General features: G+C 42.0%; 18 protein-coding genes. 7 read left to right on the forward strand and 11 right to left on the reverse strand.

What is annotated here, in order from left to right; all coding sequences use genetic code 11:
* Position 1 precedes the first annotated feature (1 nt).
* On the forward strand, positions 2–1,867 hold the full coding sequence (locus tag SKC37_RS04650) for a glycoside hydrolase family 88 protein (RefSeq protein WP_377980334.1): 1,866 nt from the start codon (positions 2–4) through the stop codon (positions 1,865–1,867).
* On the opposite strand, the gene SKC37_RS04655 is transcribed toward SKC37_RS04650, so the two are convergent.
* Positions 1,859–2,518 (reverse strand): DNA/RNA non-specific endonuclease, encoded by a 660-nt coding sequence (locus tag SKC37_RS04655; RefSeq protein ID WP_377980335.1) that lies wholly within the window; start codon positions 2,516–2,518, stop codon positions 1,859–1,861. The two genes, SKC37_RS04650 and SKC37_RS04655, sit on opposite strands and share 9 nt — an antisense overlap.
* Positions 2,518–4,401 carry a beta-N-acetylhexosaminidase gene (locus tag SKC37_RS04660; RefSeq protein ID WP_377980336.1) on the reverse strand — a complete coding sequence of 628 codons (1,884 nt, stop codon included), beginning with the start codon at positions 4,399–4,401 and terminating at the stop codon, positions 2,518–2,520. Before SKC37_RS04660 ends, SKC37_RS04655 begins: the two co-directional genes overlap by 1 nt.
* A 102-nt stretch (positions 4,402–4,503) precedes the next feature.
* On the opposite strand from SKC37_RS04660, the gene SKC37_RS04665 reads away from it, so the two are divergent.
* Positions 4,504–5,757, forward strand: coding sequence for an ammonium transporter (locus tag SKC37_RS04665; RefSeq protein ID WP_377980337.1), 1,254 nt, complete (start codon positions 4,504–4,506; stop codon positions 5,755–5,757).
* Between the two features lie 18 nt (positions 5,758–5,775).
* On the forward strand, positions 5,776–6,117 hold the full coding sequence (locus SKC37_RS04670) for a P-II family nitrogen regulator (protein WP_130896876.1): 342 nt from the start codon (positions 5,776–5,778) through the stop codon (positions 6,115–6,117).
* Between the two features lie 121 nt (positions 6,118–6,238).
* On the opposite strand, the gene SKC37_RS04675 is transcribed toward SKC37_RS04670, so the two are convergent.
* Positions 6,239–6,904: a spheroidene monooxygenase gene (locus SKC37_RS04675; RefSeq protein ID WP_377980338.1), complete on the reverse strand. Its 666-nt coding sequence runs from the start codon at positions 6,902–6,904 to the stop codon at positions 6,239–6,241.
* Positions 6,905–6,961: 57 nt separating this feature from the next.
* Between SKC37_RS04675 and SKC37_RS04680 the strand changes: the two genes are divergently transcribed.
* Both SKC37_RS04680 and SKC37_RS04685 read left to right on the forward strand, forming a co-directional pair.
* Complete coding sequence (locus SKC37_RS04680; protein WP_377980339.1) at positions 6,962–8,071, forward strand: vWA domain-containing protein; 1,110 nt, start codon at positions 6,962–6,964, stop codon at positions 8,069–8,071.
* 1 nt (position 8,072) lies between these two features.
* On the forward strand, positions 8,073–9,503 hold the full coding sequence (locus SKC37_RS04685; RefSeq protein WP_377980340.1) for an AAA family ATPase: 1,431 nt from the start codon (positions 8,073–8,075) through the stop codon (positions 9,501–9,503).
* A gap of 222 nt (positions 9,504–9,725) precedes the next feature.
* Here the strand turns inward: SKC37_RS04685 and mnmE are convergent, their stop codons facing one another.
* From mnmE to lpxK, 7 genes are read right to left on the reverse strand one after another with little or no spacing between them, the layout of a single operon-like run.
* A complete protein-coding gene (mnmE, locus tag SKC37_RS04690; RefSeq protein WP_377980341.1) occupies positions 9,726–11,087 on the reverse strand; it encodes a tRNA uridine-5-carboxymethylaminomethyl(34) synthesis GTPase MnmE in 1,362 nt (453 codons plus the stop codon).
* A gap of 3 nt (positions 11,088–11,090) precedes the next feature.
* Entirely contained in the window at positions 11,091–11,375 is a 285-nt protein-coding gene (locus tag SKC37_RS04695) for an SCP2 sterol-binding domain-containing protein (RefSeq protein WP_377980342.1), read from the reverse strand.
* A 43-nt stretch (positions 11,376–11,418) separates the two neighbouring features.
* The gene (locus SKC37_RS04700) at positions 11,419–14,241 is read right to left on the reverse strand and encodes a PD-(D/E)XK nuclease family protein (RefSeq protein WP_377980343.1); all 2,823 of its coding nucleotides are present in this window, start codon (positions 14,239–14,241) and stop codon (positions 11,419–11,421) included.
* Entirely contained in the window at positions 14,241–15,947 is a 1,707-nt protein-coding gene (locus tag SKC37_RS04705) for a GMC oxidoreductase (RefSeq protein WP_377980344.1), read from the reverse strand. Before SKC37_RS04705 ends, SKC37_RS04700 begins: the two co-directional genes overlap by 1 nt.
* Positions 15,948–15,955: 8 nt before the next feature.
* Complete coding sequence (locus SKC37_RS04710) at positions 15,956–16,444, reverse strand: gluconate 2-dehydrogenase subunit 3 family protein (protein WP_377980345.1); 489 nt, start codon at positions 16,442–16,444, stop codon at positions 15,956–15,958.
* 24 nt (positions 16,445–16,468) lie between these two features.
* Positions 16,469–18,421, reverse strand: coding sequence for a putative porin (locus SKC37_RS04715; RefSeq protein WP_377980346.1), 1,953 nt, complete (start codon positions 18,419–18,421; stop codon positions 16,469–16,471).
* Positions 18,422–18,430: 9 nt separating this feature from the next.
* A complete protein-coding gene (gene lpxK, locus SKC37_RS04720; protein ID WP_377980347.1) occupies positions 18,431–19,435 on the reverse strand; it encodes a tetraacyldisaccharide 4'-kinase in 1,005 nt (334 codons plus the stop codon).
* A 68-nt stretch (positions 19,436–19,503) separates the two neighbouring features.
* Between lpxK and SKC37_RS04725 the strand changes: the two genes are divergently transcribed.
* Positions 19,504–20,553, forward strand: a complete 1,050-nt coding sequence (locus SKC37_RS04725; RefSeq protein ID WP_377980348.1) for an o-succinylbenzoate synthase — start codon at positions 19,504–19,506, stop codon at positions 20,551–20,553.
* A gap of 15 nt (positions 20,554–20,568) precedes the next feature.
* Complete coding sequence (locus tag SKC37_RS04730) at positions 20,569–20,967, forward strand: hypothetical protein (RefSeq protein WP_377980349.1); 399 nt, start codon at positions 20,569–20,571, stop codon at positions 20,965–20,967.
* Positions 20,968–20,999: 32 nt separating this feature from the next.
* Here SKC37_RS04730 and hemF read toward each other — a convergent pair whose 3' ends face one another.
* Positions 21,000–21,881: an oxygen-dependent coproporphyrinogen oxidase gene (hemF, locus tag SKC37_RS04735; RefSeq protein ID WP_377980350.1), complete on the reverse strand. Its 882-nt coding sequence runs from the start codon at positions 21,879–21,881 to the stop codon at positions 21,000–21,002.
* Position 21,882 lies beyond the last annotated feature (1 nt).

Here is a 21,882-nt window from a genome sequence, read left to right on the forward strand (position 1 = left end):
CATGAAAAAACTGATCGTTCTTTTTTTAGGGTTAAGCACCGCGGTTTCAGCCCAAAATTACTCCGAGCTGATGGCTAAGTCCATTATGCATACCCACACCGATTCCATTACGGTGAAAGTGGGAAAACCAGCGGGCTGGGATTATGAGCAAGGTTTGGTATTGAAAGCTTTAGAGCAATTATACCAAAGAACGGGTGATGCCACCTACTTCAACTACATTAAAAAGAACATCGACAGTTTCGTAGATGCCAATGGTAACATTCGCACCTACCATTTTGATGAATTCAATTCTGATAATATCACTACGGGACGTATGCTCCTGTATCTGTACCAAGAATTAGGCGAAGAGCGCTATAAAAAGGCTGCTGACCTGTTAAGAAAGCAGATTTCGGCGCAACCAAGAGATGCGGATGGTGGATTTTGGCATAAGAAAAGATACCCGAACCAGATGTGGTTAGACGGACTCTATATGCTAGAGCCATTCTATGCAGAATACGGTCAAATCACACAACAAGACAATTGGGCAGACATCGTCAAACAGTTCCAGTTAATGTACAAAGGCGCGATTGATCCTAAAACGGGGCTTTTATTCCACGCCTACGATCAAGCTAAAGCACAGCCTTGGGCGGACAAATCGAACGGACATTCGCCTAATTTTTGGGGTCGTTCGATGGGATGGTATGTAATGGCCTTAGTTGATGTCTTGGATTATATGCCTAAGAATCACCCATCTAGGGGAATCTTAATCCAACAATTAAATCAATTATCAGCTGCGATCGCGAAGATCCAAGACCCTACTTCAGGTGTTTGGTATCAATTACCGGGTTATCCAGGCAACAAAGGCAACTATTTCGAGGCCTCTTGTTCGAACATGTTCGTTTATGCATTCGCTAAGGGAGTTAGAAAAGGCTATTTACCTGCTGAATTCCGCCTGCGAGCAGAAAAAGGATACAAAGGAATCTTGAAAGAATTCATCACCAAGGACGCGGAGGGTTACATCCATTTAGAGAAAACGGTGAGTGTAGGTGGATTAGGTGGCATTCCTTACCGGGATGGATCGTACGACTATTATTTGAGCGAACCCTTGCGCAAAGATGATTTGAAAGGAGTAGGTCCATTTATTTTGGCGTCTTTAGAGATGGAGATTGCCAAAGAATTACCCATTGGTGCCGGCAAAAAAGTAGTATTAGACTATTTCTTTAACCACGAGACTAAAAATGGTAATCGCTTCCACTATACTTGGGAAGATCGCAAGGACTCTGGTTTTAATCAATGGGGCATTCAATTCGAGCAATTGGGCGCTTCGTTAGATACCTTGGGAGCCTCTCCTACGCGCGAGAACTTGAAAGGCGCTTCTGTTTACATCATTGTGGATCCAGATAGCTACAAGGAAACAGCGAAGCCTAATTTCATGACGGCTAAGGCTGCGGACGAAATCGAGGCTTGGGTAAAGGCTGGTGGGAATTTGATCTTGTTAGCGAACGACACGACAAACTGCGAGATTCCACAGTTTAATATCTTGGCCAAACGTTTCGGCATCGAATTTGTCGCTCCAAACTTAAATTTCGTTCAAGGACGCAACTGGGAACAAGGTGCTGTAATGATACCGGCAGGCAATGAAGTTTTTGACCCCATTAAAAAGGTCTATATCAAAGAAATAACAACTCTAAAACTGAGCGGAAATGCGAAGCCTTTAGTGAATCACCTAGGCCACGTCGTGATGGCTACGGCAAAAGTAGGTAATGGAAAAGTATTTGCGCTGGGTGATCCTTGGTTGTATACCGAGTATACAAACAACCGTAGAACCCCTCTAGAATACGAGAATTTCTTAGCTGCGAAGAAACTGGCTTTGTACATGTTAAGATAGTTTCCGCGGAAAACGAAAGCCCGTCATTTTCTCAAGGGTTTCCAAAGGCACCGCATAGGTCTGCCAGTTTTTGTTCAAAACTCGTTCATTCGGAAAAAGTATACACCAGATTTTATCTGGTGTATACACGACTTTCCAGCAATAGGCTGGAACGATAACACCGGAGGCTAATCGATCCCTTGCCCCAATTCCACCGGAATAAATTAATAGATGCTGTCCTTTTTTAATCGCAAGCTTACGGCAATAGGATTCTAACATTTTGAAAGGCCCCCGATTCAACTCTCGAGTCTGCGGAATCATATTCGACATTAGGAAAGTTTCTTCGTTTAAAAAGTAGGAAGAGGTACGATCCTCTGAATTACATAGATGCCCTCGATCATAGCCTGAATGAGCGTAATCCTTCTCATCAACAATTTTAAAACCACGCGGAAAAGATTCATCCTGAACAAATCGATCGGTTCTATCTACAGCGCCTACATCACTGGCTGTCAAAGTCCAACCCACCCAATTTGCTCTACCCTCTACCCCATTATAGGACATCACATAACCTTTCTTAACCGAAAGATAGTTAGTCGTAGAAGCAGAAGAGGCGCCCGAAATATTGGGCACCCCTACTGATAATAATACGCTAAAAATGAAGTTTAAAATCATTATTTAGCTCTTTTTTCTAATTCCACACGTGAAATATTCATCGTACGACCCTTCATTTCATTTCCACGGTAAGATACAATGCGCATCAGTTCAGCATCCTTAGGAACAGCTACTAAACCAGTGGCTGTAGGATAATGGTGATCTGGATACGAGTTATCAAAGCTGTAGTGAATCTTTAATCCCGATATTTCATTTTTCAATTCCACGAATAATTCTCCTTTTGCATTCTTTGTTACATTCACAATTGCCTCATACATCGATGGAGCATATTTCTTATCTGCTACGTCAAAACGTGCCATATGATCTTCCAAACGAGCGATAAAGTTATCCCAGTTCTTGTTCTCATTAGGCGACCACAAAGACTCAGAAATGGCCAAAGCTCTAGGATACATCATGTACTGCAAATGGCGGTAATTGAACAATTGCTCTGACCACATATTCGCTTGACCACCTTTGACTAATTTTGCATCCACTCCCATCGGTACTGGATTAAAAGCATAGGAATCAGCCAATCTAACGGTTTTGTATACTGGTGGCTCGATGGCTCTATCTCCTTGCATTAAATCCACATATACATTGTTATTAGGTGTCATCACCACTTCGTGACCTAATTTAGCCGCTTCTACTCCACCGGCAATACCACGCCAAGACATCACTGCCGTTCCCTTGGGTAATCCACCGCCCTCTAAAATCTCATCCCAGCCTAACATCCGCTTACCTTTGGACGTAATTATCTTCTCTAAACGTCGTACAAAATAAGCCTGAACTTCTTGTGAATTCTTTAATCCCTCACGTGCTCTCAAAGCTAAAATCTCCGGATTATTGTCCCAATAGTTCTTAGGGCACTCGTCACCACCCATGTGGATGTATTCGTAAGGAAATAAGCTAGCTACCTCGCCCATCACTTTATCTAAAAACGTATAGACTTTTTCATTTGCCGGACAAAGCGTGTTATCCTGCAAAGCCTCTGGGTGTCCATGCGACCAATCGATAAAAGGCTCGCCTGAAATTACCTCGTATTTATCAGCACCGGGCGTACAAGAAAGCTCTGGATAAGAGGCTACAGCAGCCATCGAGTGACCAGGAACATCTATTTCTGGTACAATATTGACAAATCGCTCTTGTCCATATTTTACCAATTCCTTGATATCTTCTTGTGTATAGAAACCACCATAAGTACGCGGTTCATTTGGTTCAGGCTTAGAGAAAGTGGTGAAACGACCTTCTTTCTTGACATTAAACGCTCCTTTTTTGGTCAAATTTGGATACGATTTAATCTCTATTCTCCAACCCTCATCATCTGTTAAGTGAAAGTGTAAAATATTGTACTTGTATTCCACCATCTCATCGATAAACTGCTTTACCTCTTCCTTTGTGAAGAAGTGACGAGCTACATCAAACATTTGGCCACGCCATGCAAAGCGAGGGGTGTCTGTAATTTGCGCGTATGGAATAGTCCAATTAACACCTTTGGCTACCGTTTTAGATTCAATTTCCTTAGGCATCAATTGTAATAGCGTTTGAATTCCATAGAATAAACCCGCGGATTTATTCGCCTTTATCGCCACTCCTTTTGCATTTACCTGCAATTCATATCCCTCTGCACCTAATTGTGTGTTGTTCACAAGTTGCAGTTGGATAGCAGCTGTACCTGAGGATTTTAGCGTAACTGAACGCCCTGTGGCGCTTTTCAACTTACCAACTAAAGTCGCATATCCCACTTTCAGTTGGGCATCAGAGGGTCCTGAAATAGAAATGGAAGTAGGTAAACTGAATCTCCCAGCTGGATAAACCGCTTGAGACGGAATGGGGATAATCGATGGTGTTTGTGCGGATGAAACGAAGCTTAGGCCTAAGCAAACGAGTGCAATGATTCTCTTCATAATATAGGTTTTTGTATCGTGTTAAAGTTCCATCAAAATGCAGAATATTCCAAATCGTTTTCTATTTTTGCAAGCGAAGCATTATATACAAAACACAAAACCATGAATGAAACTACCACACTTGCTGCTCAGCAAGTGGAACTCACACACGCTATTGACACGGTTTGGGTGGCCCTATGTGCCGCTCTTATTTTCCAAATGGAAGGAGGCTTTGCCCTTTTAGAAGCTGGATTCGTCCGTTCTAAAAATGCCATCAGTATTATTGCCAAAGTAATGATCGACATTATGTTCGGTGGTGTAGCCTTTTATTTAGTCGGATTCGGAATTGCCTATGGCAAATCGAATGGCTATTGGGCTTTCGACACCGGAATTATGGAAGGAGACCTAGGTTTAGGTTTAACCATTTCTAATTCCCTTTTCTGGTTCATCCAAATGGGCTTTGCCGTGGCTGCCATCTCCATTGTTTCAGGTGGTGTAGCAGAACGGATGAAGATGTGGTCATATGCTATTTATGTAGCTATTTTCAGTGCGGTCTTATATCCATTAGCCGCAAACTGGGTTTGGAATCCAAACGGCTGGTTAGCCTTACGTGGATTTAACGACTTCGCTGGATCCGCAGCGATTCACGCCATGGGTGGATTTGCAGCACTTGCAGGCGCGATCGTTTTAGGACCACGTCTAGGAAAATACAACGAAGACGGAACAGCGAATGCGATTCCAGGACATAATTTGACTTTATCAGCGGTAGGCGCCTTTATCCTTTGGTTCGGTTGGTTTGGATTCAACCCTGGTTCTACTTTAGGAGCCGTGGGCAAATGGGATTTAATCGGTTCTGTAGCGACTAACACATTCCTTGCCTCTGCTGCGGGTGGTATCGCCACGATGTTATACACGTTTATTCGCTATAGAAAAGTGGATATTACGATGGTAATCAATGGTGTTTTGGCGGGTTTAGTGGCCATCACAGCAGGTTGCAATGTGGTTTCTGCAGATTCTGCCTTAATTATTGGTTTCATCGCAGGTACCATCGTAGATATCGCAGTAGTGGTGGTGGACAAAATGAGAGTGGATGATCCCGTGGGTGCGGTTGCGGTACATGGTGTGAACGGATTCTTTGGCACGATTGCAGTAGGTTTATTCTCCCAAAAGAATGGCTTATTCATCACCGGCGAAAGCGCTCAATTCATCACCCAATTAATCGGAGTTTCCGTCATCAGCGTATTCTCCTTTGCAACAACATATGCTGTCTTCATGGCTTTGAAGAAGACGATGGGTATTCGCTTAAGTCACAAAGCAGAATCTGCGGGTATTGATGCCGTTGAATTTGGGGTAGAAGCATACACAACTTTTGAATAATAGCTAAATAAATACGATATGAAAAAGGTAGAAGCCATTGTAAAACCATCGAAATTAAAAGCTATTCAAAAAGGCTTGATCGATGCCGATATCCCGTGTATGACCGTAGTTCCCGTTCGTGGAGCTGGTTTACAACAAGGTTATTCAGAAATATACCGCGGTACAGAAAAGTCGATGATCTTATTGCCAAAGGTCATGATCATCTGTGTCGTTAGCGACGAGAACCTCGAAAAATGCTTAGATGTCATCCTAGACAACGCCTCAGAAGGCAATGTGGGCGATGGCAAAATCTTCGTTTATGATGTTCAAGATGCGATCAGGATCCGGACGAGGACGAGGGGGATTGAGGCTATTCGTTAGTCACTAGTCGCTAGTAACTAGTCCGGAGGAAATGAGTCCGGAGGAAAGAGAGAGAGTGATCTCGAGTTTAGGATTATTTTAGTCTTGTGATGCACAAAATATGACGCAGGCCATTTTAGCATCACAAGACTAAAATAACCCTAAAGCGTGTAAACATCTCCTCCGAATACCACCCAATCTTCCTCGTCTTCTTAATCATAGGGGCGTGTTCCTTACTTTTATAGGCAAAGGAATCTAGACTTTCCGAAGAGTCCCAAAGACTCAAAGTCGCTTGTTCGATGAGGGGGAATTCGCCTACGCCTTTGGCAAACAACAAACCAGCTCTATTTTCTAGGTATTTACTCGCGTGAGAGACGTAGAACCAGAAAATAGGAGATTTATACCACACAATACTGGCGCGCGTCATCACTAAAAGGGGACCATTTCCAGGATCCTCTACAATGGAAAAGGGATTCGATCCATTCCAAGTTCCGTGGCCCTTTATAGCAACGGCGTCCCAACCTTTCGTTTCTGAAGAATGCGACGACAATGTTAACCAACGTGTATTAGTTTTGAAAAAATGATCTGATGCTGCTTGATTATCAAACACACCTAGGAAAGCATAGGAAGAAAAATCAGGCCAAATAGAGAAGCCGTTGCTCGCGCCTACTCCTAAATGTTTTGCAAAAGATAGGCCGTTTGATTCCCATTTTTGGACGAATGAGCGACCCATTTCAGCAAAGGCAAAGCGCTTGTTTGCGAAGCCTTGGAAAGATAAAAATCGAAAAGAAATTATTTGGTCACTCATTTTATCAAATTTAGCTGTTTATTTGAACAATTAAAGCGCTATTAGGGTTTAAAAGACATGAATAAAAAAGGATTTTATTTTAAGGAATTCGAGGAGAAGAGCATCTCCCCTTTTGATAAGCTTTTCGGGATTTTCAAGGAATTAATCACACATACGTCGGGGGATTTTGATGAGGCAATCGAGTGGTTGCGCGAATTAGACAAGGAATACGAGCTGACGGATGAGACTTACACGATTGAAGATTTCATTGAGGATTTAAAGGCCAAAGGGTATATCAGGGAGGAAATCGATGAGAATGGCGGTTCTGGGATGGGGATTACGGCCAAAACAGAGCGGGCCATTCGTCAGACAGCGCTAGAGAACATCTTTGGCAACTTGAATAAAAGCGGCGCTGGGAATCACAAGACCAAGGCATCAGGCCAGGGAGATGAAATGACAGGGGAATTTAGATCCTATCATTTTGGCGATAGTTTAGAGAAAATCTCCCTCACGGAGAGTCTAAAAAATGCCCAAATCAATCATGGTATAGGCGAATTCGAATTAACGGAGGAGGATTTAGTCGTGGAAGACACGCAATACAAATCTCAGATGAGTACCGTGTTGATGATTGACATCAGCCACTCGATGATTTTGTATGGCGAGGATCGGATTACACCGGCAAAGAAGGTGGCAATGGCTTTGGCAGAACTAATTACAACCCGTTACCCCAAAGACACCATTGATATTCTCGTCTTCGGAAACGATGCCTGGAGCATTTCCATCAAGGATATTCCCTATTTAAAAGTGGGACCCTATCACACGAATACAGTGGCTGGACTGCAATTAGCGATGGATATTCTGCGCCGAAAAAGAAATACCAACAAACAGATCTTTATGATTACCGACGGAAAGCCGAGCTGTGTTCGGGAAAAAGACGGTACTTATTATATGAATAGCAATGGACTTGACCCTTATGTGACAGAGAAATGTTATACACAGGCGGCTCAGGCACGTAAATTACATATTCCCATAACCACCTTTATGATTGCTAGGGATTCTTACCTGCAGCAATTTGTGGACAAATTTACCGAAGCAAACCAGGGAAAGGCCTTTTATACGGGCTTGAAGGGATTAGGGGAAATGATTTTCCAAGATTACGAAACGAATAGAAAGAAAAGACTCAAATAAGATGATCAACAATTTAGGCGAATTAAAGGCCTCAGGCTATATCAGTAAATCGATTAAAGACGAATTAAGAGACAACTTGATTAAACACATGGAGGCCGGAACGACCGTTTTCGAGGGTGTTCACGGTTTTGAAAACTCCGTTATTCCAGAATTAGAACGCGCGATTTTGTCTCGCCATAATATCAATTTATTGGGTTTACGCGGTCAGGCAAAAACACGTTTGGCTCGTTTAATGATCAATCTGTTAGACGAATACATCCCCTACGTGGCTGGTTCGGAGATTAACGATGATCCGTTAGCGCCTATTTCCAGATTCGCGATTGATTTAATTGCTTCTCAAGGAGATGCAACGCCGATTGCCTGGTTACACCGTTCGGACAGATTTGCTGAGAAATTAGCTACTCCAGATGTGACGGTGGCCGATTTAATCGGGGATGTGGATCCGATCAAGGCGGCGAATTTGAAATTATCGTATGCGGATGACCGCGTGATTCACTTTGGGATGATTCCGAGAGCTAATCGCTGCATCTTTGTCATTAACGAGATTCCTGATTTACAAGCGCGTATTCAGGTGGCCTTATTCAACATTTTACAAGAAGGAGATATCCAAATCCGTGGTTTTAAATTACGTTTACCTCTTGATCTTCAATTCATCTTCACTGCAAATCCAGAAGATTATACGAACAGAGGAAGTATTGTAACGCCTTTGAAAGACCGAATTGGTTCTCAAATTTTGACCCATTATCCAGAAACGATTGCGATTGCGCGTAAGATATCTTCTCAAGAAGCACGCATTAACGCAGCTCAATCGGATCGAGTTTATGTACCGAATTTAGCCTATGATTTATTAGAACAAATCATTTTTGAGGCAAGAGAGAGCGAATATATTGATTCCAAAAGTGGTGTCAGCGCGCGTATGAGTATCTCCATGCTCGAGAGTTTAGTGAGTACGGCGGAAAGACGTACCCTACTTAATCGCGAGAAATCAACGACCGTGCGTTTGGCAGACTTCATGGGAATCATTCCAGCCATCACAGGAAAAGTAGAATTAGTCTATGAAGGAGAACAAGAAGGCGCAGCTTTTGTGGCCGAACAATTGATCGGTTCAGCCATCAAATCGTTCTTCCCTGGTTTATTCCCTAAGATCGAAAAGCTTTCTAAGAAAATTGAAGAGAGTCCATATGCTACGTTAATGGAAGCTGTTTATGCCGAGGGTGGCGTTGTATTGTATGATGAATGTAACGCGGCGGATTATGCTTCGACTTTGAATGAGATTAAGCCTTTAGAGGAATTGATCGCTCGTTATCAACCGGATGTTGAGGCAGCGGATAGGTTGTTCTTGAAGGAATTTGTGCTTTGGGCGCTGGCGGAGTATCAGAAGTTGGGTAAGGAGAGACTAACTGACGGGTTTCAGTTTCGAGATTTGTTTTAGAGATATTTAAAATAATCCGATGTCCCATTTTAAAATGGTCTACGCCATATTTTACTAAATGGGACATCGGATTATTTCAAATCTAAAACAAGTCATGAACCTAAATCTATACTCTCCTCTTTCTACACTAAATAGACATCGACGATGGCGATACCAAATTTGATCTTTATTCTTTATGCTTTGTGCTCTATACTTTAGTAAATAATTTCTGCGGAGCAGAAATTATTTACCTATACAGAACTTCCCAAAGATATTCTTCAGCAAATCGTCATTCGAAATCTGCCCCGTAATCTCACCTAAGTAATGAAGGGCATAACGAAGGTCTTGTGCGATGAGATCGCCTGTTAACCCTGTTTGTAACGCGTTCAAAACGGATTCGAGCGTTTCTTGCGTCTGCAATAGCTGCTGGTAATGACGAAGATTCGTCACTAAAGTTCCATTCGTGCTCACTTGATCTAAACCGACTACGTTTAACAAGGCGGTTTCGAGGTCGTTCAGTCCATTGCGGTTTTTAGCAGAGATAGGGATCAAATCTGGGATGACTGTTTGAAAAGCAGAGAAATCGGAGATTTGATCTACTTTGTTCAACAACTTTATCACCGGGATATCAAGCGCGCCTAAAGCTTTCACACCCTTAGCTAGTCCATCAGGCGTTTCAGACGTAGCATCAGCCATATAAATGACCACTTGCGCTTTCTTTACCCAAGCTTGCGTTCGCTCCACTCCTAGCGCTTCTATAACGTCTGACGTTTCGCGAAGACCAGCTGTATCCACTAAGCGAAATTTGATTCCTCCTAATGTCCATTCGTCCTCAAGGGAATCGCGAGTTGTTCCGGCGATGTCTGAGACAATGGCGCGATCTTCGTTTAATAAAGCGTTCAATAAGGTCGATTTGCCTGCATTGGGTTTCCCCACAATCACCGTGGCAACTCCGTTTTTCACTGCATTCCCGGCTCTAAAGCTAGAAACCAATGGACGAATATTCGTTAATAATTGATTGACTAAAGCTTCTAAATCTTTGCGATCTGCGAATTCCACATCTTCTTCACCGAAGTCTAATTCTAGCTCGATTAAAGAGGCAAAATGAATTAATTCCTCCCGTAAGGCAGCTAATTCTTTTGAAAAACCACCGCGTAATTGATGCAAAGCTGCATTTTGGGCAGCGGCAGAATCAGCAGCGATGACGTCAGCTACGGCTTCTGCTTGGGCTAAGTCGAAAGCACCGTTTAGGAAAGCACGCTGGGTAAATTCGCCGGGGCGAGCGAAGCGAGCCCCGTGTTCTACAAACAATTGCAAGATACTCTCTTGGATGAATGGAGAACCATGGCACGATATTTCGACCACATTTTCCTTTGTGTAGGATTTGGGGGCAATGTATAAACTGGCTACCACCTCGTCATAGACACGCCCAGCAGACTCAATACGACCGTAATGAATCGTATGAGATGCTTGGGTGGAAAGATCTTTGGGCTTGAAAACGGCATTCACGATCTCGATTGCTCGATCTCCCGAAAGACGTATCACCCCGATCGCTCCTACCCCTGCAGGCGTCGCTAAGGCAACTATGGTATCCTTAAAATCCATCGATTACAATAAATTCGTCAACTTCATCGCAACAGACATGTCACCAGAGATTTTCACTTTACCCGTCATCACAGCCATCATGGAATTTAATTCACCGTTTAAGATCGAAGTGAATGTTTCCTCTGTCGTAGAGATGGTACAATCTGAATCCAAATTTTCATTGGATACAGATCCGTCTGCGCCTACGACGATGATTCCTCCAGGGAATGCAAATTTAAAGGATACGCCCTGTCCCCCTTTTTGGGCAGCTAAAGCAATAATACGTTCGTTGATTTCTTGAAATGTCATGTGCTATAAATTTAATGGACAAAATTACGTCATTTTCAGTAAACTACACGTTTCGATGGCAAATTGAGGTAAAATCACACAAGCTGCATTGATCCAAGTTCACTGTTTTCTCAAAAGTTGATTCTGGGGATACCAATTGATGTACCCAATGTTTTATGACAGATTCTGATTCTCTAATAAAATCAATCTCCGATTCTTCTTCGGAGAACGTCAAAGGGGAGCTAATTAATTGATCCTTGAAATTTCTGAATGAAATGATTCCTGGCTGTATGGTTACCCTATTTAATTCCAAACCTTGCAAAGGTTCTATTCGTTCCTCAGGTGATTTTTGCAACTCCTTTGTCACTAAATACTTATACATCCATAACTGAAAAAGCTTGCCTTTCAAATCAGCATCTTGAAGTGTGTCAGTCAAACTCTCTCCCGCTTTAACATCTTTTTTCTCTACTTTTCCTGTTTTATAATCAACAATGCGAAGCACAGATCCGCCCTGCAAATCGATTCGATCTATTTGACCCTTTAACATAACTGGCCACATTTCAGATCCTACGGGAATCATCACCGTCGTGGCTATTTTTTGTTCGACCGCCAGTAATTTAATTAGCTCATCATTCCAAGAGGCTGATTCATCAAAATAGGTTCCTAATAGTGTTTTGGCTACTTCTTGCAACACGTAATTAAACCCTTTCTCCACTTCAAAATTCCCCTCTTTATCCCGTATTTCTGCCATGGCTTTCGCTAATAATGGCTCAATCAAGGCTTTCTTTTCTAATACCGATAAATGATCCTCCCAGCCTCCTGCTTCGATTAACATGGTATCCAATAACTCTAACACTTTGTGAAGCCATGTACCAAAAACATCAGACCCTATCTCATCATCCCGTTGTTTCTCTTGTCGGAGATTCACTAGTTGAGAGAAATAATATTTTAAAGAACAGCTGGCAAACGTGGCCACTGACGAGGGTGAAAAACCTCGATTTTCTAAAACACTTTTGATCTGGGCAATTAATTCTGGCGTTTTCTCAATGCGCAACTCCATTTCATCCTCTACTTGGTGATCCGCACTAAATTGGATCGTAGGCTCATTTATTATTAAATGAGGATTAGTTTTGGCCCAATCGAAACGGATTTGGCGAATAAAACGACTTACTTCAGCTGAAGACGATTCATTTTGCACATACACGAGCACAACCTCCTTAGGTCGTTGAAGCAATCGATAAAAGTGATAACTCGTTACCGCATCTGCCTGTGTAAACGTAGGTAATGAAAAGGCAGACATATTCGCAATGTCCACTGGAATTAAGCTTTCTCGTTTGCGCGTACCAGGCAAACTTCCCTCATTCAATGATAAAACAATAACCCGATCAAAATCCAACGTACGGGTTTCCAACAATCCCATCACGTGCAGGGAACGATGTTCAGCTCCCTCAAAGGTCATCTTCTGTAGCTGCAACAATTGTTTACAAAGTGCCTGACCGCTTTTTATGGATATAAACGGATGCGAACTCGCTAATTCCTCTAATTTATCTAAGACGGTCAAAGCCTGTAAAATAGCCTGCGATTCCGCATTCCATTCCTCTTTATCCGTTTTGTACACTATATCCGTCAGTAAACGTATGAGCGCTTGTAGACATTCTTGAAAGCTAGACTGAGCCGATATAAAGATATTTCCTCCATTAGGAACTTGAGATAGATATAAATCGGAATCTTTCCAGGTAGGCACCTTGATCGAACTCATTAAAGGATGTTCTTTCAAGGATTTAACTAAAGAAATGGGGTATTTTTCTAAGGGAACGAATGACCACCAAAGTTCAATCAAAGAAAACACCTGGGACTTCTTCAATGAATACCCCATGGTAACATTCAAACGATCTTTAAATTCCCCTAAATAAGGCATTAAGGAGTCCAAGAGACTCTCATCCCCTAATACCAAGGCTACCTGCTCTAAATCTCCATGCTCAGCCTGCCAAGCTCTTATTTGTTCTAGGGCCACAAATATTTGGGCGGATGGATTCGCTAAACCGATAATTTCTACCTGTTTGGGCGTATCCAATAAATCACGTTCCATCCAGTGAAAGGCACCACGGGACAAATAAGCAGGATTCGCCGGATTGGAATAATCTCTTAACCAATTACCCGCCCGGTGGTATTTATTTTTTATATAGTATTCATCTACATCCCAAAGTGTCTGTGCCACATTCTCCCGTAACAACAGGCGAATGATGGTTTCCTCTGACTTGGACAGGGCATTAAATCCTACAAAATAAATCTGCTTAAAGCCAAGAAATTTTCCGGCCTCTAACAATTCTACCAATTTTCGATAGGCTAAACCTCGGTAGGTAGTCCCCTTTACTTCTAGCCTACTTTTCAACCGAATATAAACCTCTAAAAGCGAGTCATATAACTTAAAATAGGCCTGGGTATTCGGTGTAATCCACGTATCAGCCTGCTCTTCTCCATATTCCTTTCCCCAGCGTTCGATCGATTTGGCTTCTGAAAGAAAGGTAAATAAGGCCGATGGATCAACTAAATAGAGATCGAGCGTATCGAAATCTTTTAACATCATTTGGCCCCAAGTTACAAAACGATCAAAGTCCACATTTGAATCTACTTCCTGAAAGCAGGCATAGGCCTCAAACAACAAATCAATCGGATCCTCTAACACCGAATCCGTCATTTGCAGCGCAAATTCTTCAATGGTAAAAAAGGATGGAGATAAAAAGGGCCTATCTCCGCGAATGGCTAATTCTCTTTTTAGGTAAAGATTACCCCGTTGAGAGGGCATGACTACAGCAATCTCTTTCAAGCCCTCCATACCGTGGGCCTGAAAGAGGTGATCTGCCGTCTTACCTAAAAATGTCTGCATTATAGATTACCTTTTCTCATTTCTTTCACAGCAAAATCAACTGCCCGAGCGGTAAAAGCCATATAAGTTAATGATGGATTTTGAGTAGAAGTCGAAGTCATACAAGCTCCGTCCGTCACAAAAACGTTCTTTACATGGTGTAACTGATTCCACTTATTTAACAAAGAGGTCTTCGGATCTGAACCCATACGCACCCCTCCCATTTCATGGATATCTAATCCAGCTGGAGCATGTGAATCGCGTGTCTTAATGTTCTTAAAGCCTGCCTTTTCATACATTTCAGTGAATTGATCGATGAAATCTTTTACCATCAAATCATCGTTATTATCATAACTCACATCCATGTGTAATAAAGGCATTCCCCAATCATCCTTTTTTGTTGCGTCCAAAGTCACTTTATTACTCTCCTTAGGGATCGTTTCTCCCATCATGTGCGAACCAGCATACCAATTCGACCATTTCGGGTTTAATAAAGAGTTCTTTAAACTTTCCCCTACAGCACTTTGGTCTGCATGCGTTCCACGTCCTCCGCTCATACCTGCCGCATAACCGCGCAAGAAGTTGGTTTCTTGTTTATAAAGATTTCTAAAACGAGGAATATAGCCTGAATTAGGTCGCCCACCCGCCGTTTTATAATCAAGATATCCCTCATATTCCGCAGATAAGGACGCACGGTAATTATGGAAAGCAACGTGCGTGCCTAATAAGCCACTGTCATTTCCTAATCCATTCGGGAAACGAGATGACTTCGAATTCAATAAAATCAAGTTCGTATTCAGTGCAGCAGCCGTCACAAAAATGACTTTAGCATAGTATTCCACCATTTCTTTTGTGTGCGCGTCTACGACCCTTACACCGACTGCTTTCTGTTTCTTTTCATCATAAATGATCGAATGAACCACAGAGTCTGTCCTTAATGTCATATTTCCCGTCTTCGCAGCCCAAGGCAAAGTAGACGAGTTCGCACTAAAATAACCGCCGTAAGGACAACCTCTTTGGCATAAATTACGACCTAAACAGGTTCCGCGGCCTTGCTTAAAATGAATCTCTCGAGGCTCTGTTAAATGGGCACAACGGCCTATAATCACATGGCGATCTGCATACAATCGCTTCATCTCTTTTTGGAAATGCTTTTCAACACAAGTCAATTCCATCGGTGGTAAAAAATCACCATCTGGCAAAGCATCTAAACCATCTTTATTACCTGAGATTCCGGCAAAATGCTCTACGTAGGAATACCAAGGGTCAATTTCCTTGTAAGTAATAGGCCAAGGCACCGCAAATCCATCACGTGCTGGACCATCAAAATCTAGCTGGGACCAGCGTTGCGTTTGACGAGCCCATAAAAGCGATTTGCCGCCAGTTTGGTATCCTCTAATCCAATCGAATGGCTTATCTTGAATATAAGGATGCTCTTTATCTTTCACAAAGAAGTGCTTTGCATCTTCTCTAAACGCATAACATTTTGAAATGACCGGATTCTCCTCTATCTCTTGTTTAGTCAATTGTCCCCGGTGTTCAAATTCCCAAGGATTCATTAGCGTAGTAGGATAATCTTCATTATGTGCCACTTTACGCCCTCTTTCCAGCACTAAAGTCTTAATTCCCTTATCACAAAATTCTTTAGCAGCCCAGCCGCCCGCCATACCAGACCCGATTACAATCGCGCCATACGTACGTTTTTCTGCGTTATTCAATATATTCATCGCTAGGTTTATTTTTTTAGAGGTTCACAACCATTGAAAAATCCAGGTGCCATCACATAATTGTGGTGATTTACCATCACATATTCTGTGGTGGTATATCCTTGAATCGTCAATCCTTTCAATGTTTTCATAGCTTTCTGAGCATCTGAGCCCATTTTTCCCTTTTCAATTTGGAAAAACAACGCTTCTTTTTCTGACTCAGTTCCTTTCTCAATCGAAGGTAAATCAGCTAACACTTTCTGTAGTAAAGCCGAACTAGACGGCTCATAGCAATCACGAAGCATTACTTTCACAAAGGCAGGAACGCCTAATGAAACAGCTCCAGGAATACTTGATTCAGGAATAATCACTCCCATCCAAGCATTCAATAAAGTATCGTGATCTACGCTCCAGTTAATTTGGGGAGCATTAGCTGCCTTGAGATCTGTAAAAACAACGCTACCTAAAGTAGCTAGCGCCATTCCTTTCACCCAATTTCGGCGTGAAATAGTGTTCATAATTTATGTAGGTTTAATAATATACTAATCAAATAACAACCAACGAACTCCATAACCAAAGGAACGACCCATGGCAGGATGTAGGTAGGCTGTATAATAATTCGAATTTAACAATCCTTGTGTTGCGTTCTGCATTTTGAAGAAAAGTCGAACTCGATTAATTCGCAAACTCACGTAGGCATCTGCCTGCACAAATGCTGGAATTTCATATTTATCTTGTAAATGAAATTGCTGCATCACTGGCATATAAGCATCCGCAAAATAGGCTGACTGATGCTGCAAATCTACCCCAAACTGCAGGTATAATAACTTCTTGTATTGTACATTTAACGCTAAATTCGCATTGGCTACTAGCGCAGGCATTCTAATTACATCAGGTCCTGTTTTCGTATTCGCTAAAACTAAGGCAGACCATTCAAAACGCTTGTAGGTCCCTCCTACTGAAAAACCTGTCCTGAATACGCCAATAGCATCGGATGTTTGTTTGGCCGTAGCTAACGTATCAAAATAGATATAATCTGCTATCCGTTGAATAGTAGCCGTAGGCCGAAAATAGACATTTTTAGACTTCAACTCAATCGACCCTGTTAGTTCATCAAAGAGCACATTTGTAAAAGATTTATCCCATTGAAAAGCAGCATTATAAGCCCATTTTTGGGCAACAGATGGACTAATAGAGGTCCGACTCGCTTTTACCTGAAAGAATGGCGAAATAAAATTCGCTTGCAAGCGATAATCTGAACCAAGTAAGTATTCTCCATCTGCCGTAAAGTCAATTTTATCATTGAATTTTTGCTGCAAGAACAAGCCTACATAGTTTTCCAATCGATTCTTTTTCAAACCTACCATTGGATTATTGACATCCCAATAACGTTGCTTGAAATAAGTACGGTAAGTAAATCCCCTAAAAATACCCTTTAAACCCGTTTGATGTGCAAAGGATTGCCATTGGTTTTCATTGTACAAGGAGTCCGTCTGCGTACTATAGTTTTTAGGATAATACAATTTCGAAAGATTGATCGCAAAATCTGTATCCTTGAATTTTGCCGTCCGATTTTCTACGTCTATTCGCTGAAAAAATTGTAAGCCTTTGAAGCCAATAAATTCGTGATAAAAATGGAATTTGATAAAGGAATCATTCGATTGAACACCAGAATTAGCAAAAAGCGCACCATTATCTGTATAATTCAATGCTGTAGTCGGATCTAAACCATTCAACAATTGAATGCCCCCTTGATCTTGAATCCCTTGATCAAAGTAATTCAGATGAGCTAATAAGCGGTAGCGGTTATTGCGCGTCCTAAAATTCGTTTGGAATAAAACACCCCATTGCTCCGTTAAAGTCTGATTACCCGTTTTGTATTTCTGATCTGTCAAGAACTTATCCGAAACTTGCCTTTGAATCTCAAAGCCCATGTTCCACAAGGAATCAATGTTACGTGCAAACGTAAAGTTCAATCGGGTTTGCCCTCCGGCCCCTAAATAATATTCAACGTCAGAATAGGGGGATTTAGTTTGGTAATACTTCACCTCATCTGTTGCGAAAGAATGAGGCATATAGGCATTATAGCCCATTTGAGAACCGATTTGATCCGGTCTTTTTACATAAATAGTTCTAACGGCCGTACCCTCATTCCCTAGATGTGCTTTCAAAAATCCCGTTCTTTCTTGAAATAAATACCGGTGAAATAAGTGCAAACTAGTATCTACTGAATTTTTCGCTCCACGACCATTCAACACATCTTCCTCCAAAATATAGGACATCGTTTGTGGCCCATAAATCAATTTAGTAGAATCATCTAGTGCAGCTCTACCTGACTTTCCATTCGGAACAGACTTAGCGGCATTCGGATCTTTTGGAGCCATCGGATCAGGAAACGCATTCCGATCAATCGCTCCACCCGCAGACTGTAGCGTCTGCGCAAAAGCAGGCGAAACGCCTAGAAAAACAAGAAGTAAAAGCAGTCTATATTTCACGCTACAAATTTAATTTTTTCCTAACCAGTCCCAAAACTGTTCTTCTTGATCTATGAAATACATTTCCATCGGTAAATAATATAAATGGTTCTCTAAATTAGGCAACTGCCTAAGATGAGATTGCAAGCGCACAAAATCCTTATGAGTGGTCAAGAAACCCTCATCCCCTGCCATACTTTTCGCCTGTTGTTCTAAATCTAACAATTGAATATCAGTAAATACCTGGTGATCTTTATACACGACCTCCTCTTGAATCGATCCTAAGCTAGCTGCGGCCTCAAAAAATGGTGCTGGATCAGCAATTCCTGCAAAAATGGACCACTTGGAGGGTAAATATTCCCTGGGACCCACTGGTTTCGCATAACGTACTCCTGTATAAAAAATGGGCTTTTCTTCTTTCGAATTTCGCAAAACTCCTTGGGCAAAATTGGATTTTTGCTCCTTGGTTAAAATGGCAGGGCAACGGGTTACGATCACCGCATCAGCTCTCACAATACCTTTAGCCGATTCACGTAAGCGGCCTTGTGGCATCAGTTGATCAGTATAAAATGGCTTCGAAAACGTAGAACAAACCAGACTTAATGAACCTTTAATCGATCGGTGCTGAAAAGCATCATCTAACAGTAGCACATCCACCTCTGGCATCGTTTCAACCCCAAGCGTGCGTTTTTCACAAACAGCTACGGGAATTTCAGGGTATATTTTTTTATAAGCCAAAGGCTCATCTCCCACCTCTTCCGCAGTCGAATCCTCTTTTACCTCTATAAAACCTTTCGTTTTTCGCCCATAACCTCGACTCAAAATCCCTAATTGATCATCCCCTCTCCAGTTCTTGACTAAATAACTGACTAAAGGACTCTTGCCTGTTCCACCCACAGCTAGGTTACCCACAACAATAATCCGGGGCTTTTCATACGATTTAGACACCAAAATACCCCAGTCAAAGAGTTTATTCCGGACATAGGTAATCAGGCCAAAAAGCAAGGAGGGTAGAAAGGTAATTAACTGCTTCATATAATAACCTTAAAGCTAAAAATAATACGGGAGGGCACAAAATCGAATAGAAAATAATAAATTGCATCATGTCAAAAATCAGTCTCCGATTTCATCCTCAAGAACTACAATTTCACTTTGAAGCGGGTACCTCTCGAGGTGTCCTCACGAAGAAGAAATCCTATTTCGTCGAGCTTTCAGATGGAGTTCGATGCGGCATTGGGGAGGCAGGCCCATTATTCGGTTTAAGTCCCGAATTTTCAGATGATTGCACTGCCGCTTTTGAAAAATCCTTACGGCCATTTCAAGGTTTATCTTTACCAGAAGACATCCACGAATGGATAGCGGAAATTCCTTTTGAACAACCCTCCTTTCGTTTCGCATTAGAAACGGCATACCATGATTTAACAGAACCCTTTACAAACGATTTCGCCGTAGGGAAAAAATCACTGCCCATTAATGGACTCATTTGGATGGGAAGCGCCGATTTTATGCGAGAACAAATCGAACAAAAATTGCAACAAGGGTATACCTGTTTAAAACTGAAAATCGGCGCTATCGATTTCGATACTGAACTATCGCTATTAAAAAGCATCCGTTCCCGTTTCGCTAGCGAGGAACTGACCTTGCGAGTAGATGCAAACGGCGCCTTTACTCCCGCAGATGCACCGTTTAAACTAGAAAAATTAGCCGCTTACGATCTGCATTCCATCGAACAGCCCATCAAAGCGGGTCAGCCAGAGGAAATGAGAAAACTTGTAGCCAAGCAAATTTTACCCATTGCTTTAGATGAAGAACTGATAGGCATGTCTGACAAATCGATTGCAGACTTCATCAATCCGGATTATATCATCTTAAAACCTAGCTTTCTTGGCGGACTTAAAGCATCCCGTGATTGGATCGATTGGGCCACGGCAAAAGGTAAAAATTGGTGGATTACCTCTGCTTTAGAATCCAACATTGGATTGCAAGCCATCGCTCAATTTACGGGAGAATATGACATCCAAATACCTCAAGGATTGGGTACTGGGCAATTATATACCAATAATTTTGCATCAGGACTTTCGATCGAAAAAGGAAATATCAGTTTTGACCCCACATTTTCAAGGGAATCTCCTTTTCAGCCCCTATCTTTGTAAAAACAAACGAATCCTATGAATACGATTGACGAGGCGATGATCGCCATTTTAGAAAAGCGATTAGAATTGAGCAAATTGAATTATTCAGACGACACGTATGATGACGTGGAAGAAATGCTTCATGATTTGGAGGATGATTTCAACGAAAAATACGGCGATCAATTAGAAGATATTTTAGAAAAGGTTCACTTAAAGCACTGTCCTGAGTCAGACGTGTTATTACCTACGGCCTATTTAGCGAAGAAATTCGTTGAGACAGAAGATGGAGAAATTGAAATAGGTAAAAAAGAGGGTGTTGAGGTAGAATGGATTGCAGATCCCGTAGCGAATGCCCGCTTAGTCTTATTACCTGCACCTACCCGCGTTTTGTTAATGACTCCGAAAGGCATTGAAATCGTTTGGGAAGCAAAATAATAAGTAAAAAGGGGCTCAAATGAGCCCCTTTTTTATATCCAGTTTATTCCTTTTTTCAGTAAATCGAAAGTTGCTTGCCCCTCAGGAAAAACCTGTGGGTCATACATATACTCCCAAGCTGCCATCGGTGGCAAACTCATCAGAATGGATTCAGTCCGGCCATTCGTCTCTAAGCCAAATTTCGTCCCTCGATCGTGTACTAAATTGAATTCTACATAGCGCCCCCGGCGAATGTATTGAAACTCTTTCTCCGCTTGAGTAAAAGAACGTGATGCATTTAAGCGCATCAAATGGCTATAGATTGGTTCAAAAGATTCTCCTACTGCTTTAACAAATTCGAAAACAGTCGCTTTGTCTCCTTTAATATAATCAAAAAAAATACCCCCAATTCCTCGAGTTTCTTCTCGATGCGGGCTATAAAAATAATCGTCCGCCCACGTTTTGTATTTCGGATAATAGGATGCATCAAAGCGATCACAAACTGCTTTTAATTGCTCATGAAACCACTTTGCTTGTTCCGGGATGATAATATGGGGGGTCAAATCAATTCCTCCACCAAACCAAAACTCTCCCGTACTCAATTCAAAATACCGCACATTCATATGAATAATAGGAACCCAGGGATTTTCAGGATGCATCACAATCGAAACGCCAGTCGCAAAGAATTCTACCTCTTCCGTTACATTCAGACTTGTTACCATCTTCGGATGCAATGGTCCCTCGACGGCTGAAAAATTAACACCAGCCTTTTCTAAAATGTTACCTTTAGCCAATACACGCGATCTTCCGCCACCACCCTCTGCGCGCGTCCATTTGTCTTCTTTAAAAGAAGCCCCACCGTCTGTTGCCGCAATTCCAGCACAAATAGTATCCTGTAAGCCTTGAAAATAGGCTGCAATTATCTGTTTATCCATG

Source organism: Aquirufa esocilacus, assembly GCF_042715595.1.
GTDB classification, from domain to species: Bacteria; Bacteroidota; Bacteroidia; order Cytophagales; family Spirosomataceae; genus Aquirufa; species Aquirufa esocilacus.

Coding starts and splice junctions, on each gene's coding strand:
- SKC37_RS04650 (WP_377980334.1), top strand. CDS start 2: ATGAAAAAACTGATCGTTCTTTTTTTAGGGTTAAGCACCGCGGTTTCA.
- SKC37_RS04655 (WP_377980335.1), bottom strand. CDS start 2,518: ATGATTTTAAACTTCATTTTTAGCGTATTATTATCAGTAGGGGTGCCC.
- SKC37_RS04660 (WP_377980336.1), bottom strand. CDS start 4,401: ATGAAGAGAATCATTGCACTCGTTTGCTTAGGCCTAAGCTTCGTTTCA.
- SKC37_RS04665 (WP_377980337.1), top strand. CDS start 4,504: ATGAATGAAACTACCACACTTGCTGCTCAGCAAGTGGAACTCACACAC.
- SKC37_RS04670 (WP_130896876.1), top strand. CDS start 5,776: ATGAAAAAGGTAGAAGCCATTGTAAAACCATCGAAATTAAAAGCTATT.
- SKC37_RS04675 (WP_377980338.1), bottom strand. CDS start 6,904: ATGAGTGACCAAATAATTTCTTTTCGATTTTTATCTTTCCAAGGCTTC.
- SKC37_RS04680 (WP_377980339.1), top strand. CDS start 6,962: ATGAATAAAAAAGGATTTTATTTTAAGGAATTCGAGGAGAAGAGCATC.
- SKC37_RS04685 (WP_377980340.1), top strand. CDS start 8,073: ATGATCAACAATTTAGGCGAATTAAAGGCCTCAGGCTATATCAGTAAA.
- mnmE (WP_377980341.1), bottom strand. CDS start 11,087: ATGGATTTTAAGGATACCATAGTTGCCTTAGCGACGCCTGCAGGGGTA.
- SKC37_RS04695 (WP_377980342.1), bottom strand. CDS start 11,375: ATGACATTTCAAGAAATCAACGAACGTATTATTGCTTTAGCTGCCCAA.
- SKC37_RS04700 (WP_377980343.1), bottom strand. CDS start 14,241: ATGCAGACATTTTTAGGTAAGACGGCAGATCACCTCTTTCAGGCCCAC.
- SKC37_RS04705 (WP_377980344.1), bottom strand. CDS start 15,947: ATGAATATATTGAATAACGCAGAAAAACGTACGTATGGCGCGATTGTA.
- SKC37_RS04710 (WP_377980345.1), bottom strand. CDS start 16,444: ATGAACACTATTTCACGCCGAAATTGGGTGAAAGGAATGGCGCTAGCT.
- lpxK (WP_377980347.1), bottom strand. CDS start 19,435: ATGAAGCAGTTAATTACCTTTCTACCCTCCTTGCTTTTTGGCCTGATT.
- SKC37_RS04725 (WP_377980348.1), top strand. CDS start 19,504: ATGTCAAAAATCAGTCTCCGATTTCATCCTCAAGAACTACAATTTCAC.
- SKC37_RS04730 (WP_377980349.1), top strand. CDS start 20,569: ATGAATACGATTGACGAGGCGATGATCGCCATTTTAGAAAAGCGATTA.
- hemF (WP_377980350.1), bottom strand. CDS start 21,881: ATGGATAAACAGATAATTGCAGCCTATTTTCAAGGCTTACAGGATACT.